A 13,250-nucleotide genomic window follows, 5' to 3' on the forward strand; every position below is an offset into this window, starting at 1 on the left:
CATCCTTGGATTCGAGCAACAGCTTGCCATCAACGTCGCTGGCCGTAACCAGCAGATTCAGAGCCGCGTCTGCATTGATTGCACCGGCGATGTCGGTAGCCGAGGCTTCGGTGGTGACCGTGAAGGTCTGCTCAACACCGTCAATGGTGAATTTCACCAGGTCATCCGCCGAGAGGTTGGCCACGGTCAGTTCCACCGTGCCGCCCTTGGCAGCGATCACTGCAGCAGGCGTACCGACAGCCGGCGCTGCCGTGGAAGTAGCGTGAACTTCAACCAACACCTTCTCAGCTTTGGTGTTGTCAAGGGTGATATTGGTGACATTCGCACTGCCAATCACAGTGAAGGTAGGGGTGGCAGGTACACCGCCACCGCCTGTCGATGGCGTGGCTGCTGTTACAGCATCACCAGCCAGCGACGCGGGATTATCCAGCGCCGCACTGTCCGTTGCAGCTTTGGTCACGGTATTAGATACGCTGTTCAGCAAAGTACTGAGATCAGTCGTCCCGCTGGCCTGATTCGCCACGGCGGTCAGGTAGGTCGCCAGGTCGCCTACTTCGCCCGGAGCTTTAGCGTTCAGATTGATAATGCTGTCGAAGGTTTTCGACAGCAGAGTGATCAAGGCTGGGGTCACACCGGCAGCGGTGGCCGGTACCAATTTGATCACTGCTTGAGCAGCAGCCAGGGTTTCAGGGTTGCTGTTGACGGAGGCAACGACTTGACCGGCCAATGTGAGGTCATTAAGACCTTTATCCGCAAACGCTACGCCCGCAGTAGCTTTGTTGCTCAGAGTAGCTGCGTCGAGCACACCCTGGGCCGAGGAGTTCGCCTTAGCGCCATTGATGACGGCGGCCAGGAACACATCACGACCTACACTGTTGTTGGTCAATTGATCCTGCCAATAAGCAAGACCTTCGGCATCAGGTGCACGACCCAACGTAGATTGATAAATTTGGGTAATGAAATCGGTATGAGTAAGTGCCACTGGGTATTTGGCGAGACCTTCAGCCTGTTCCGACATCCAGTTCTTGGAGATATCCTCAAGGCTCAGGGCGCCTTTATCAAGTTGGTCAACCCAATAAGCCAAGCCAGCGGAGTCAGGCGCACGATTGAAGAAAGAAACGTACAGCTCGGCTAAGTTAGTCTGAGTAATGGTCATGCTTATCCCTTTGATTAACGCCATCCACGATGGCAACTGGTAAATCCATAATGATCGGCCTTGAAGACGTAGCTCCATGACCAATAAGTGTTTTTGAGCACAACAGAGCCCAAAACTGTACGAGGTTTAAGGTTTTTCCTGCTCAAATGAAGCGCAAAGTAACCCGGAGCGTGTGTCTTTTTTGTGGCAATTTTTTGAATATTTGCAACAGGTCCAATGCCCGCACGGAACGTTTTTACGTCGACTTCACCACATACTGCCTCCGCTAAGTAGCAAATAGCCACTAAAATAGTTCAAATATGTCAATGTCTTATAAAGGCGTAAGCAAATGCTTACAAATAGTCATCCATTCCTCATCAGAGCTAAATGTTCCTCTAGGGAGTCGCTGAACAATGAACCCGTTCGCACCGCCCCCCATATCCAAGCCGGTTTTTTCAACCTACCGGCCTTATTTTGCATTTCCAGGGCCGATTTTCGCCCTCATTTTGCTGATTTGCGGGTCAACCCCGCCTTTCAGACGGATTTATCCCGCCGCCCGTTGCAAATACCGCTTGGCCAGCATTCAGATTGGCCAACCCAAACAGACTGAACAACTGCGCCGTATTCTTTTCCAGCCCACGGTAGCGAACCTTGCGATGATTGAAGCGCACCTTGATTACCTGGAAGGGGTGCTCGACCTTGGCACGCAGTTGCGCCTTGGCGTATTCAATCTTGCGCTTGACCCGGTACAGCACACTGCCTTCGCCGTGCTGCATGTAACTGCTTGGCCGGACTGCAATCGACCAGATAACGTCCCGTTCAGCATGCTCCGGTCGCTTGGCCGCACCGGTGTATCCAGCGTCACCCGAAACATAGGTTTCGGCACCGTGCAGCAACTGGTCGACCTGGGTGACATCCGCCACGTTGGCGGCCGTTCCTACCACGCTGTGCACCAGCCCCGACGTGGCGTCGACACCAATGTGGGCCTTCATCCCGAAGTGCCATTGATTGCCTTTCTTGGCCTGATGCATCTCAGGATCACGCTTGCCTTCTCGGTTCTTGACCGAGGGCGGCGCGGCGATCAGGGTAGCGTCGACGATAGTGCCTTCCTTGAGCAGCAGACCCCGGCTGGCCAGATGCAGGTTAATCGTTTCAAACAGCACCCGCGTTAGCTGATGGGTTTCCAGCAAGCGGCGAAAACGCAGCAAGGTAGTGGCATCCGGTGCCGACTCGCGGCCCAGGTCGATGCCCATAAAACCACGGATGGCCTGGCTGTCGTAGACGGTATCTTCGCAACCCTCATCGGAGAAACCGAAACACTGCTGCACGACATACATGCGCAGCATGCGTGACAACCCAATCGCAGGGCGTCCGCGCTTGCCTGTAGTATCGCTATAGAACGGCGCCACTTGCGCCTCCAGCTGTGCCCAAGGGCACCAGTTGTTCAAGGTCAGCCAGGAAGCGATCTCGGCGAGTCTGCTTTTTCTTGCCGGTGTATTCGAGTTCGGAGAAGGTCTTCTGCACGCGCGTAACGCTCACGGAGAGGGTGGCGGGTTGAAGGTACTCAGTGTGCCAAGGGTGGGGACGGTTGGCTATTTTTGCAGCGTCTCCCTAGAGTATTAGAATAGCCCTCCCAACGCAGACGGCTCCCAGTTCATGATCACCAGCTCACAGCTCAACTCGGCCTTTCCTTGCCGCTGATTGGTGGTGCTGTAGCGGATATCTAGCGTTTCGAAATGAAAGCCATCGAACACCCGCCGGATATCTGGGTGATCGTTGATGCTGACCATCACCTTGCCCTTGCAGCGGCGCATGAAGTCGGCCATCCGCTCATAGTTCTCGAACGGGAAGTCCACGCCATAGCCTGCGGTCTGCCAGTACGGCGGGTCCATGTAGTGGAAGGTGTGGGCACGGTCGTAGCGTTCGGCGCAGTCAAGCCAAGGGAGATGCTCGATGTAGGTGCCTGACAGCCGCTGCCAAGCGGCCGAGAGGTTTTCCTCGATCCTCAGCAGGTTGACGGCCGGGCCGGTGGTGGCTGTACCAAACGTCTGCCCGGTGACCTTGCCGGCGAAGGCATGGTGCTGCAGGTAGAAAAATCGGGCGGCACGCTGGATGTCGGTGAGGATTTCAGGGCGGGTCATCTTCTGCCACTCGAACACCTGGCGGGAACTGAGCGCCCATTTGAACTGGCGCACGAATTCTTCGAGGTGGTTCTGCACGACGCGGTACAGCGTCACCAGGTCGCCGTTGATGTCATTGAGGACTTCAACGGGCGCGGCCTGGGGGCGCAAGAAGTAGAGCGCGGCACCGCCGGCAAAGACTTCGACGTAGCATTCGTGTGGCGGAAAAAGCGGAATGAGGCGGTCGGCCAGGCGGCGTTTGCCGCCCATCCAAGGGATGATGGGTGTGGACATAAAAAGCAAGACCTTTACTGTATGGATAAACAGGTGCTAGGCTCGCCGCGCTTTGTGCACGAAGCGAGAGCCTTGGCTGGACTTGCAGGGAGGTTCTGCAGGGACGGCGGCCGGGGTGGATGTTGACGCATTCAATCCGGCCGCTCTTTTTACTTCGGTGCTGAGACTTCTTTGGCGTACGCCTGGCACGCAGCCAGCGCGATCAATCCCTGGTCGCAGTCTCCGGTGATTCCGATAATTCGTTGAGCATGCGCTGGGTCAAGTCGGGCGCGCGCTCCTCCATGAACCACGCCGCCGGCGCCGGTACCGGCTGGCACTGAACAGCCACCGGTTGAATCCTCGGCAAGGAGGACTGACAGCCGCAGATCAGAAGTGGCAAGGCGATCGCGCAGGCGAGCTTGGTCTTTTTGAGCATTGGTCAAAGCCTCGTGGTGGGTTTGGTCGCTGGCCGCAAGGCGCTGCTCGAGCGCGAGCCGCTTATCCTGTTCGGTGCGTTGCTGTGCGGCCGCCGCATTGCTGATGGCGGTCAGGTCGGCCTGATGGGCCCCGGACTGCTCGGCGAGCTGCTTGCCGTAGCGCCAGTCCTGCACCTTCCAAACTCCACCAGCCGTCAGCAGCAGCAACGCGAGCACACCGGCCAGCGCCGTCTTGAGTGCCGCGGGCGTCATTGCTCATCCTCCCAATCAGGCAGGTCGACAGTCTGGCCGGCCAGCGCATGCGTGCAGTCGCCCAAGAACTGGATGCGGCCATCGATCACGAACGAATGACAGACCCGATCACCATCAACCCAGCGATAGCGCACCAACACCGAAGGAGTGAAGGTCGGCGCGTCGACATTTCCATTCCAGCCCCAGCGCGGGCCCGGACCAGGTCCATGGGAAATCCCGTGGACCATCTGGCAGCCTGGACATTCGAAGAAAAGCCGATCCTCTTCAGATTTGGCGAGAACTCGGGAGAGTCTGGTAAAGGCTGTCATGGCACATCCTTGAAGAAGATGTGGCGGCCGAGTTTCAACGTCTGCTTGGCGCCCTTCACCCACACCGGCGGCTTCGGCATGGTGGTCGCGTAGTAGTGCGTAGCGCCGCCGGAAGGATCGGGCACTTTCCCGGACATCACCTGGTCCGCAGCGATCTGGGCCTGGGCAAACTCCCGGAAAGGGATCTGCTTCGCGCCGCTCAGGTAGGCGAAGTTCGGGTCGTTCTTGTTCCAGCAGCTGAACTGGTACGGTTTCTGGCAGACGCCGGCATACCCCTCCCCCCACCACGACTTGGCATTGCCGTCGTCAACGCGATTACGGATCGTCCAGGCGACGGCGATTTGACCGGCCAGGTTTTCGCCGCGAGCCTCCCCCCAAAGTGTGCGGGCGAGGATGTCGCGGTCTTTTTCAGTTGCGGTCATAACTTTTCTCCAGGCGAAAAAAGCCCGCGCTTGGCGGGCTGGATAGCCGAAATTTGTAGTCGATAGCTGGGGTGATTCATTGCGGCGGCGTTGATATCATTCCGCCCACGTTCTCCATGTATTAAGGGATGCGGGAGAAAATAGAAGCCCCGGCGACTGCGAACCGCCGGGGTTTTGCTTTTATATGCCCACTGGTAGCATTGCGCCACGTTCTCTGGGTCGGTCGCCTAGAGAAAATAGAAGCCCTGGTGATTACAGCTCGCCGGGGCTTCGTCTTTTCAGTCTCCAGGTACAAAAAAACCGCTCAAGGCGGCGGTGGTGTTGCGTGACAACGGTTACAGATTCACGACCTTAAGCGGCGCGTTCGCTTTCTTCTTGCCCTTGGCATCAGCCTTGCCCTTGTTCCCGGCGTTGCACTCGACCGTGGTAGTCCAGCCTGCAGCGCTCCACAGCTGCTCTACTGAGTCCGCCAGATACACACCGTCCGCGCCTTCCTTGAAGCCCAGGGCGTGCACTTGCGACTCCGCGAAAAGGTCCGTACGCCCGTTCATTTCCAGCCGCACATTGGCCGTGGAGCGATTGAAGCCAGCCAGACGGGCCTTGGCTGCCGCCTCGGCCGCCGACCGGTTGGGGTGAAGGTGGCGGTCGGTATAGACGGGCGGCAGTCCTGCAGTGTCGTCGTTGCCCACCTCGACCGTGACCAGCTCGCCCTTGCCATCCTGATAACTGGCCCGGGCCGCTTTCTTCACCGCATCGTCACCAAAACGGAACTGATAGCGACTGACGTCACTTTTGCGGATCGTCACCACCGGTAGCGTCTTGTCGCTCGCGCTTTTGCCGCCATCGCGGGGCAGCACCAACAACTTGCCGTCTGCCACCTTGGCCGTGCAGTCGTATTGCTTGGCCAGCCGGGTGATGTAACTCAGATCGGATTCGCCCAACTGGTCGGCCCGCTCGACGATGGTGGTCACCGGGCACTCCGGCACCCAGCCATTACGCTTGGCAATGTCGGCCACGATGCTGGCCAGACTCACCCCCTCCCAGCTGCCGCTTCGGGTGGTTTTCGCGGCGCTGCGCGTGTCGCTGGACTTGCTGCGTATGACGATGGTGTCAGGCGGCCCGGAGAACTCCACCTCGTCGACCGTATACCGACCCAACAGGGTCAGCTTGTCGCCTTCCCAACCGAGGTAAACCGCGATATTGGCGCCGCGCTTTGGCAGCACCATTTCGCCGTCCCGGTCATCCAGGCGCAATTCGAAGTCGTCGGCATCGATGCCGGGCTTATCGAGGGTTCGGGCCGTCAGCAGTCGGTCATTAATCAGGTCGGTAATGTCCTTGCCATCGGCAATGATGCGGTGCACAGGCTTCAAAGCAGGATCTCCAGAAACGGCAAAACCCCGAACAGGGCGGGGCTTTGGGATGAGGCGAAGGGTTTAGATGAGGGGAGTCAGTCCCAGAGCTGGACCGACGTACTGACGGATTCAACCACGTCCGGCAACACGATGCGCAGGCCCGCCCGGAACGGCTGCGGCTCCCTGCCCAGCCCCTCGTTGGCCGCTAGCACCGCTTCCATGGTGCCGCGCAGATGGCCATAGTGGTGATTACAAATGCTGTCCAGCAGATCGCCGTCAGATGTTCTGCATATCGTCGCCATAGCGGCTGAACTCCAGACTAAAGGTTTGTTTGCGCGGGATACCGCCCTGCAGGAAGGCGCCCTGTTCTTCGGTGATAGTGCTCAAACACCAGTTGCCCAGCACCAGGCCATAACCGGTGGTCAGGCTCATGGGCACCAGCCGCCCGCCGATGGCCCGCAGGTGGTCGAGCTGCTTTAAGCCGCCCTTGAAGCTCGGAAAGATCGCGCCCTTGAGGGTCAACTTTTCCTCACCCATCCCGACCGCCTGCAGTGCCGGGCGCCGGCCTAAGCGCTCTTGACTGGCCCAGCGATACGCCGTCGTGCGCTGCAGCGCGTCGAAGGCGGCCGTGCCCAAGTTGAAATAGAACGGCTGCGCATTCGCCGCCAACGGCAACAACACCATCAAGTGCGGATAGGCCCCCACCCCTTCGGGCGCAGGCGTCGTGCCCGGGACGAGCGCATCTGTGGGCACCACCGTTTCGACTTGGGGTTGAGTCTTGGCAATCAGCTTGCTGGCCACGGCTTGGGCGCGCGTGGACTGTTCGCCCAGGACGGCGGCCTTTTCCTTGACCATCACAACCGTCTGCTCGGCGCGGTCATAGGTCGCAACGACCTGATTGATCTTGCTTTGCGCGTTACCGATGGCCCCCATCACCCGGTTGATTTTGGCGCCGATGGCGGGACCGATAAACGGGATACCCTCCATGTCACTGGCGGCGCCGGAAATCTGACTGATGGCGCCGTTGACCGGATCGAGCATGCCACCGACATTGGCGCGGCCAACCTCTCCCGCCTCTACCATGTATTTCAGGCCCGATTGCAGCTTAGTCAGGTATTCCATAAGCCTCCTTAGGCGTGCGATTCGTCGGACATGCTGCGCCGCGCGGTCTGCTGGGCCATGTCATTGAGCCGGCGCTGAATCTCCGGCAACAGCTGATTAACCAGTTGCTGCGGGTCTTTGGCGTCGCCCTGGACGGTGATTTGAAACACTGGGGAGAAGGTGTTGGTTTGCTCCAGCTTCGCCGGCGGCGCGACTGCAGACTCTGTTTTTGCCGGAGTCAGCAGGGACAGGGCCGGGCTTTGCGGGTCAGGCTTTTTCATCAGCTCGGCCATGACACTGCCGCCCGATCCGTTACGCGTAACGCCGTCCGCACCCGATGGGGCATACGCGTTGGCGAACTTCGCCAGACTCGGCACCTCCGGGCCTGGACGCGGCGCCATCAACATCGGGGTGATGGGCTGCGCCTTGGACAGATCCGAATTGCCAAACAGCGCTTGCCCGGTATAACCGCCCAGCGCCCCGCCGCCCTTGCTGCCCAGGTAACCACCGATCATCCCGCCAATTGCCGTGCCGATGATGGGCACCGCCGAGCCAATGGCCGCACCCGCCGCCATACCGGCCAGCGTGCCCGCCAAGGTGCCGGCGGCTTCGCCGTAACCCTGAGCTTTTTCGTCTTGGGTTTCGGCAGTGTCGTAGACCTCTTTCGCCTGCAGCACGGCGTTGAACAGTTCCGCCGGCACAGAACCACGCAGCTCACCGCCCAGGCGCGGTGCACGCGGCGCAGGGGTGGATGGAACCAGCGAGCGAGCCGTGCCAGCGGCCGGCGCTGCAGGCGCCGAGGTCGGCGGCTTCCAGCCACTCAAGCCCCCCGACTTGGGCGGCACCGCTGTGCCATTCGAATACACCTGTATGCGCGGTTTCGCCGCAGCAGGGGCCGGCGATGCACTGACCGGCTCCGGCGTGCGCCGGCCGCCCCACCAGCGCCGACGGCCACGACCCCGGCCGCCTTCACTGGAACCGCCGCGACCGCCTGCAGGACCGCCCGAACCAGCCGGGCCGCCACCCAGGCCTAAGCTGTTGACCACTTCGACCTTTTGCACAACGTTGGGATTGCCCATCAGCGTGCCCCGGCCGATGTTCATCGCCCCCCGAACCACCTTGGCGGCGCTGTACAAGCCTGCCAGTGCGGCCACGGCGCCGCCGACAGCCACCACGCCACTGACCACTTGAGGTGACTTGTCGGCCAGCTCTCCCAGGCTTCTGGAGACGCTGAGGATTCCCGTAGCCACGCGGTCGGTGATCGGCTGCAGGGCATCCCCGATGCTGCGCAAGGCGTCATTTGAGGCCTGCACAGCCTCGTTCCATTTCTGTGCCGAGGTTTCGCGCCGTTCGGCCAGGTTCTTATCGAGAATGCCCGAAGCGCCGGCCGAGTCCTTTTTCAGTTGCTCATACAAGGCCTTGTTCTGCATGTAGGCCGTCAGCGCCGCCTTCACCTGCATGTCCGCAAACAGATCACCGGTGCGCAGGGCCTGCTCCAGGGAGCCCATCATTTCCTTGGCTTTGGCCGGGTCTGCCTCCTGGCTGATCTTGGCCACGGACTCGGCCATAAGCGCGGCCTTTTTCGGGTCCGTGGCTTCGACGTATTTCTGCGCCAGGGCGAAACTCGACTCAAGCGTCGACTGGCCTTTCTGTAGCCCGGTGTTCATCGACGCCTGATAGTCGATGCCCGCATCCTTGTAGGCCTTGACCACCTCACCGGAACCGATTTTCTCCATCCAGTTCTTGAGGTTGTTGGCCGCCTCATCACTGCTACCGGCCGTTTTCATCTGCACCTGCAGCATGGCCCCCAGCTGCGTCACCGAATCGTTACCGGTGATACCCAGCTTGCCCATCCCGGCCAGCAGTTCGGGGAACCATTTCGCCATGTCGCTGGCTTCAAAGCTGCCCGCCTGCCCCTGAAAGGCAATCGCCTCCAGCGCCTGCTGCAACTGCGCCGGGTCGGTGATCTTGGCGTTCTGCCCCAAGGCGTTGATCATCTTGGCCGTGTCGACACCGTCCGCACCCTGACCAACGACGAACTTGGCCGCCACCGGCGCATATTCCATGGCCTTGTTCAGGTCCATGCCCGCACCGACCAGGGCATTGACCAGATCCGCGACCTCATTGCGCCCCATGCCGGTGGCGCGTGACGTGTCGATGATCTTGTTTGAGACCTGCGCCTCTTGCGGCTGGTTGGCAATGCCGGCCTTGATCGCAATATCCCGAATGATCGCGTTGTAATCCGCGCTGATCTTGGCCGGCAGCACCATGGCCGCCGCGCCTGCAGCGACCCCCGTACCGACATTGCGCAGCCCGGCGCCGCCCTGCCGCATCTGCGCCTGACCCAACGACTTAAGCTCAGCGCTGCGGGCTTCACGCCCCAGGCGCTGATACGCCTTGCCCAGGTTGTTGACCTGAACCCCTTGGCGCTTGAGGACATCAAGGTTGGCCTCCAGCTTGCGCCGTAGCCCGTCAGCGGTCGCCGCACCGCTGGTGTGCGCCTTGCGCCATTCCTCCTGCAGGCGCTTGGTTTCACCGACGACCGATTGCAGCACCTTGGTTTTTGCAGCGGTGTTATCCAGGCGCTTAACGCGCCCCTCCACGTCGTTAAATGCCTTGCCGACCGACGCGCTGACGGCGCCGCCAATCACCAGCCCGAGGGCTAATCCGTTCGCCATGTCGTTACCCCATCACCCGGGCGGGGGTTACTCATCCTTGAGCCACCACACCACCTCATAAAACGGCATCGCCTCGATCTCGGCCAAGGTGAACCCGGTCACCTTGGCCAGACGCCTTGCCGCCAGTCGCAGCGCATGAAAACTAAATTCAGTCCTCTGTAACCAGACGAAAATAGCCACGCTGCAGACGCACATAGTCCTTGACGGAAAGCCCCTCCAGATCCGCTCTGCACGCCGAACAAAGGCTGGTGAACAGCATCATTTCGGCGGCGTTTTCATCCTTGGGGTGCGACTCGTTACTGTCGCGTGACTCCTTGAGCGTCGGCGAACGCATGGTGATGGTGTCGACCTTCATGCCATTGACGATGCTGGGCTTGGTCAGGGTGACCACCGCATGTTCCGGGGTGACCTGCAGCCAGTCCGGCAGTTGGTCGGCGTCGATTTTGTTTACGTTGCTCATGGTTCTAATCCCTTAAATGCCCAGTTGTTCGCGCATTTTCGCGAGCTGATCCACGCCATCGATCACGCGGATAGAGTTGATAATGTCGATCTCATAGATCACCGAGCCGTCAATTTCGAGCTTGTAGTAGGTCGGCGAGACGGCGTATTTGATTTCGGCCTTATCGCCGGCTTTCCAATCGCCCGGATCGACCTCGCGGAGCATGCCGCGCACGGTCGCAATGACGCCGGTAAAGTCGCCTTTCTGGCCCTTGAACGAGCCACGGAATGAGGCGCTGAACGCCGACTGATCGGCCAGACCGAAATACTTCATGGATTCGCGGCGCACGCCCGTGGTGGTAAACCCACAGTCGAGCTTTTCCATGCCCATATCCATGTCGATTTCGCCATCCATACCGCCGCCTCGGTGGGCTTCAGTCTTGATCGCCACCTTGGGCAGGGTGAAGCTCGGCACGTCGCCTTGAAAGCTGATGCCGCCGACAAACAGGTTGGTGTTAAAAAGCGTTTGAGGAATCATGTAGCAGCCCCCTTAGGACCGGGTATCGAGAACTTCGGTGATCCACTGGTTGGTGACTTCAACCAGGAACGTTGGGTTTTCTGCAGGCGGCACGTCGGTAAAACGAAGGTGCCAGAACACGCGACCCTCGGCGAGCTGCGATTCCGTGCTCATTTCGGTGTCCGCGTAGACCTCGAAATTGATCACTGCGCCCCGCGCCTTGAGGTCGCGCATGAAGTAATTCAGGCCCTCCAGCACGTCCTTGACGTAGTTCTTGGTGATCGGCAGATCCACCGCCCATTTATGGCCGTAGAGAATCGCCGCCATGACCATGTCCATGGTCCGCACCCGGGTGACGAACGACCATTTCGGATCGCTGGACAGCGTACGGTTGCCCCACAGGCGATAACCGTCATCGCGGATGATCGTCGCGATATGCGCCGCGTTGAGCAGGTTGGCTCGGCAGGTTTTGTCGCCATCGTTGAACTCAATCGGGCGGGTTGTACCGGTGACCCCGACAAATTCCTTATTCGACGGCGAGGCCCAAAATCCGTACGTGGCATCGGTCCAGGCGAACAGGCCGGCGACCCAGGCCGACGCCGGCGCATCGACGGTCGCGTTGGCCGTGGTGTCCCAGTACTTAACGCCCGGGTCGACCATGAACAGGCGCTTACTGCCGAATTCCTCGGTGTAAGCAATCGCCGCTTCGTCCGTGGTGCGCGGACCGTCGACGATGGCAATCGCGCCCAGCTTGTCCGCCAGGGCATCCATGGCCGTGGTCACGGCTTGCGTCGAGGAATGCCCCGGAGCGATCAACAGCCGAGGCTGGGCGTTAAACAGGCTTTTACCATCGAGCAGCGCCTGCAGGCCGGTGCGGGTGCCATCGGCCTTGACGCCGCCGATCACCGCCGAGGTCAGCGCCGCCACGTCGGCCAACGTCTCGACCGCCACCGCGACGATCACCGCCTTGGCGCGCAGATAGATCGCCTGACAGGCGCGGGTGATGGCCGAACCCTCACCGAAGGCGGCAATCGCCTCGCGTTCGGTGGTGATCAGTGTCGGCACGCCCGGCTTGGCCGTGCCCGGTGTTGCCAGCGCGCCGAAGCCGAGCGGCACGGTGTCCACTAGACCGATGATCGAGGACGACGGCAGCGCAATAGTGCGCGAGCCGGTGTTCACGTTGGCGACGGTGACACCGTGGAAAAAATCGGTAGAACTCATAAACGCAATCTCCAGAAACGGAAAAACCCGCACGGGGCGGGCCTTGGGTGAAACAGGCGGCGTTACGCGTAACGCCCGTTAGGGTCAGTCCAGAGGCTTGCCTCGGTCGGATTCGATGTTCGTGGCGCAGTGATCGGGATCGAACCAGTCGAGCCACTTACACAGCACACAGCCCCAGCGCCGGCCCTTGAGCCGTGCCTTGCCCGCCCGGGAGCTGATCGTTTCGTCCTCATGGCCGCCAAACGCGGTGTTGGCCAACTGGTCGAACGACACCGCCAGGCGATGGCCGCGCGTGCTGTTGGCCAGCACCGCGCAGAACATCCACACCAGCCCCAGGCCGGCGGCCAGCGCACACACCAGCAACAGCGCCACGGCCTGCGCGATTCGCATCACCATACGATGGCCCCCACGTCCTCAAGGGTTTGCGCCAAGGCCAACAGATCCTCCAGCGCCTGCCGGCGGCCAATGGCCGAGCCCGACAACTGCGCATAGGCCTCGGCCTTGAGGCGCACCCGCTCGACCAGCTCGGCCACCGTCAGCCCGCGCGCCGTGGCGATGGCCGTCAGCAGCGGCGTTTCCGCCTCGGGATTGGCCGTAAGGTCATCGGCTTCCTTCACCTGCTGCGGCCAGCTTTGCAGCTCGCCGGGCGGGTAACTGGCGGTCAGGCTCGACAGCGCCTGCTCACAGCCGGCATTCAGCTCGACCAACTTGGCGGCCTTCGCCGCCTCCAGCTTGTGCGACTCGGCCGCTGGGTATTCCAGTTCGCCCAAGTACTCGGCATCGGCCAGCGAACAGGCCGGAATTTCGGGCGGCTGGCCGGGCAGAATCACCGCGACAAACAAGCCGTTTTCGCGGTACTCCGGCGGCACCAACCAGACGCGCACCAACGCGTCGGCCTGAATCACAGGCAGCACAACAGTCTGGCCGTTAACGGTCAGGGTTCCATTTTCGATATTCAATTGCGCTCTCCTAAGAGCAAAGCCCCTTCAAAAAACA

Annotated in this window: 14 protein-coding genes and 1 pseudogene; all 15 read right to left on the reverse strand. The window is 60.6% G+C overall.

Going from position 1 to position 13,250, the window contains the following annotated elements; translation table 11 throughout:
• Positions 1-1,156: DUF4214 domain-containing protein (locus ACZRMH_RS20785; RefSeq protein ID WP_464015054.1), on the reverse strand; the 1,156-nt coding region annotated here is incomplete at its 3' end.
• 523 nt (positions 1,157-1,679) lie between these two features.
• Positions 1,680-2,659: pseudogene (locus ACZRMH_RS20790) on the reverse strand (IS5 family transposase).
• A gap of 95 nt (positions 2,660-2,754) precedes the next feature.
• Positions 2,755-3,549 carry a DNA adenine methylase gene (locus ACZRMH_RS20795; protein WP_463890556.1) on the reverse strand — a complete coding sequence of 265 codons (795 nt, stop codon included), beginning with the start codon at positions 3,547-3,549 and terminating at the stop codon, positions 2,755-2,757.
• A 149-nt stretch (positions 3,550-3,698) separates the two neighbouring features.
• Positions 3,699-4,217, reverse strand: coding sequence for a lysis system spanin subunit (locus ACZRMH_RS20800; RefSeq protein ID WP_464015055.1), 519 nt, complete (start codon positions 4,215-4,217; stop codon positions 3,699-3,701).
• Entirely contained in the window at positions 4,214-4,525 is a 312-nt protein-coding gene (locus ACZRMH_RS20805; protein ID WP_464015056.1) for a ubiquitination-like system serine protease family protein, read from the reverse strand. The genes ACZRMH_RS20800 and ACZRMH_RS20805 overlap by 4 nt, the downstream gene beginning before the upstream one ends.
• The gene (locus ACZRMH_RS20810) at positions 4,522-4,947 is read right to left on the reverse strand and encodes a cell wall hydrolase (RefSeq protein WP_464015057.1); all 426 of its coding nucleotides are present in this window, start codon (positions 4,945-4,947) and stop codon (positions 4,522-4,524) included. Before ACZRMH_RS20810 ends, ACZRMH_RS20805 begins: the two co-directional genes overlap by 4 nt.
• A 335-nt stretch (positions 4,948-5,282) precedes the next feature.
• Positions 5,283-6,317, reverse strand: a complete 1,035-nt coding sequence (locus ACZRMH_RS20815; RefSeq protein ID WP_464015058.1) for a contractile injection system protein, VgrG/Pvc8 family — start codon at positions 6,315-6,317, stop codon at positions 5,283-5,285.
• Between the two features lie 77 nt (positions 6,318-6,394).
• On the reverse strand, positions 6,395-6,601 hold the full coding sequence (locus ACZRMH_RS20820; RefSeq protein WP_464015059.1) for a tail protein X: 207 nt from the start codon (positions 6,599-6,601) through the stop codon (positions 6,395-6,397).
• Positions 6,576-7,421 carry a phage tail protein gene (locus ACZRMH_RS20825; protein WP_464015060.1) on the reverse strand — a complete coding sequence of 282 codons (846 nt, stop codon included), beginning with the start codon at positions 7,419-7,421 and terminating at the stop codon, positions 6,576-6,578. The genes ACZRMH_RS20820 and ACZRMH_RS20825 overlap by 26 nt, the downstream gene beginning before the upstream one ends.
• A gap of 8 nt (positions 7,422-7,429) precedes the next feature.
• The gene (locus ACZRMH_RS20830; RefSeq protein WP_464015061.1) at positions 7,430-10,078 is read right to left on the reverse strand and encodes a phage tail tape measure protein; all 2,649 of its coding nucleotides are present in this window, start codon (positions 10,076-10,078) and stop codon (positions 7,430-7,432) included.
• Positions 10,079-10,226: 148 nt separating this feature from the next.
• Positions 10,227-10,538, reverse strand: coding sequence for a phage tail assembly protein (locus tag ACZRMH_RS20835; protein WP_464015062.1), 312 nt, complete (start codon positions 10,536-10,538; stop codon positions 10,227-10,229).
• Between the two features lie 12 nt (positions 10,539-10,550).
• A complete protein-coding gene (locus ACZRMH_RS20840; RefSeq protein WP_463890573.1) occupies positions 10,551-11,054 on the reverse strand; it encodes a phage major tail tube protein in 504 nt (167 codons plus the stop codon).
• Between the two features lie 12 nt (positions 11,055-11,066).
• Positions 11,067-12,254, reverse strand: coding sequence for a phage tail sheath subtilisin-like domain-containing protein (locus ACZRMH_RS20845; RefSeq protein ID WP_464015063.1), 1,188 nt, complete (start codon positions 12,252-12,254; stop codon positions 11,067-11,069).
• 84 nt (positions 12,255-12,338) lie between these two features.
• Positions 12,339-12,650: a hypothetical protein gene (locus tag ACZRMH_RS20850; protein WP_463890576.1), complete on the reverse strand. Its 312-nt coding sequence runs from the start codon at positions 12,648-12,650 to the stop codon at positions 12,339-12,341.
• Positions 12,644-13,213, reverse strand: coding sequence for a hypothetical protein (locus tag ACZRMH_RS20855; protein WP_464015064.1), 570 nt, complete (start codon positions 13,211-13,213; stop codon positions 12,644-12,646). The genes ACZRMH_RS20850 and ACZRMH_RS20855 overlap by 7 nt, the downstream gene beginning before the upstream one ends.
• Positions 13,214-13,250: the final 37 nt, after the last annotated feature.

The sequence above is a fragment of the Pseudomonas sp. B414 genome, assembly GCF_055408445.1.

Excerpts from the sequence above, each read along its gene's own strand:
- ACZRMH_RS20795 (WP_463890556.1), bottom strand. The coding sequence starts at position 3,549 with ATGTCCACACCCATCATCCCTTGGATGGGCGGCAAACGCCGCCTGGCC.
- ACZRMH_RS20800 (WP_464015055.1), bottom strand. The coding sequence starts at position 4,217 with ATGACGCCCGCGGCACTCAAGACGGCGCTGGCCGGTGTGCTCGCGTTG.
- ACZRMH_RS20805 (WP_464015056.1), bottom strand. The coding sequence starts at position 4,525 with ATGACAGCCTTTACCAGACTCTCCCGAGTTCTCGCCAAATCTGAAGAG.
- ACZRMH_RS20810 (WP_464015057.1), bottom strand. The coding sequence starts at position 4,947 with ATGACCGCAACTGAAAAAGACCGCGACATCCTCGCCCGCACACTTTGG.
- ACZRMH_RS20820 (WP_464015059.1), bottom strand. The coding sequence starts at position 6,601 with ATGGCGACGATATGCAGAACATCTGACGGCGATCTGCTGGACAGCATT.
- ACZRMH_RS20825 (WP_464015060.1), bottom strand. The coding sequence starts at position 7,421 with ATGGAATACCTGACTAAGCTGCAATCGGGCCTGAAATACATGGTAGAG.
- ACZRMH_RS20830 (WP_464015061.1), bottom strand. The coding sequence starts at position 10,078 with ATGGCGAACGGATTAGCCCTCGGGCTGGTGATTGGCGGCGCCGTCAGC.
- ACZRMH_RS20835 (WP_464015062.1), bottom strand. The coding sequence starts at position 10,538 with ATGAGCAACGTAAACAAAATCGACGCCGACCAACTGCCGGACTGGCTG.
- ACZRMH_RS20840 (WP_463890573.1), bottom strand. The coding sequence starts at position 11,054 with ATGATTCCTCAAACGCTTTTTAACACCAACCTGTTTGTCGGCGGCATC.
- ACZRMH_RS20845 (WP_464015063.1), bottom strand. The coding sequence starts at position 12,254 with ATGAGTTCTACCGATTTTTTCCACGGTGTCACCGTCGCCAACGTGAAC.
- ACZRMH_RS20850 (WP_463890576.1), bottom strand. The coding sequence starts at position 12,650 with ATGGTGATGCGAATCGCGCAGGCCGTGGCGCTGTTGCTGGTGTGTGCG.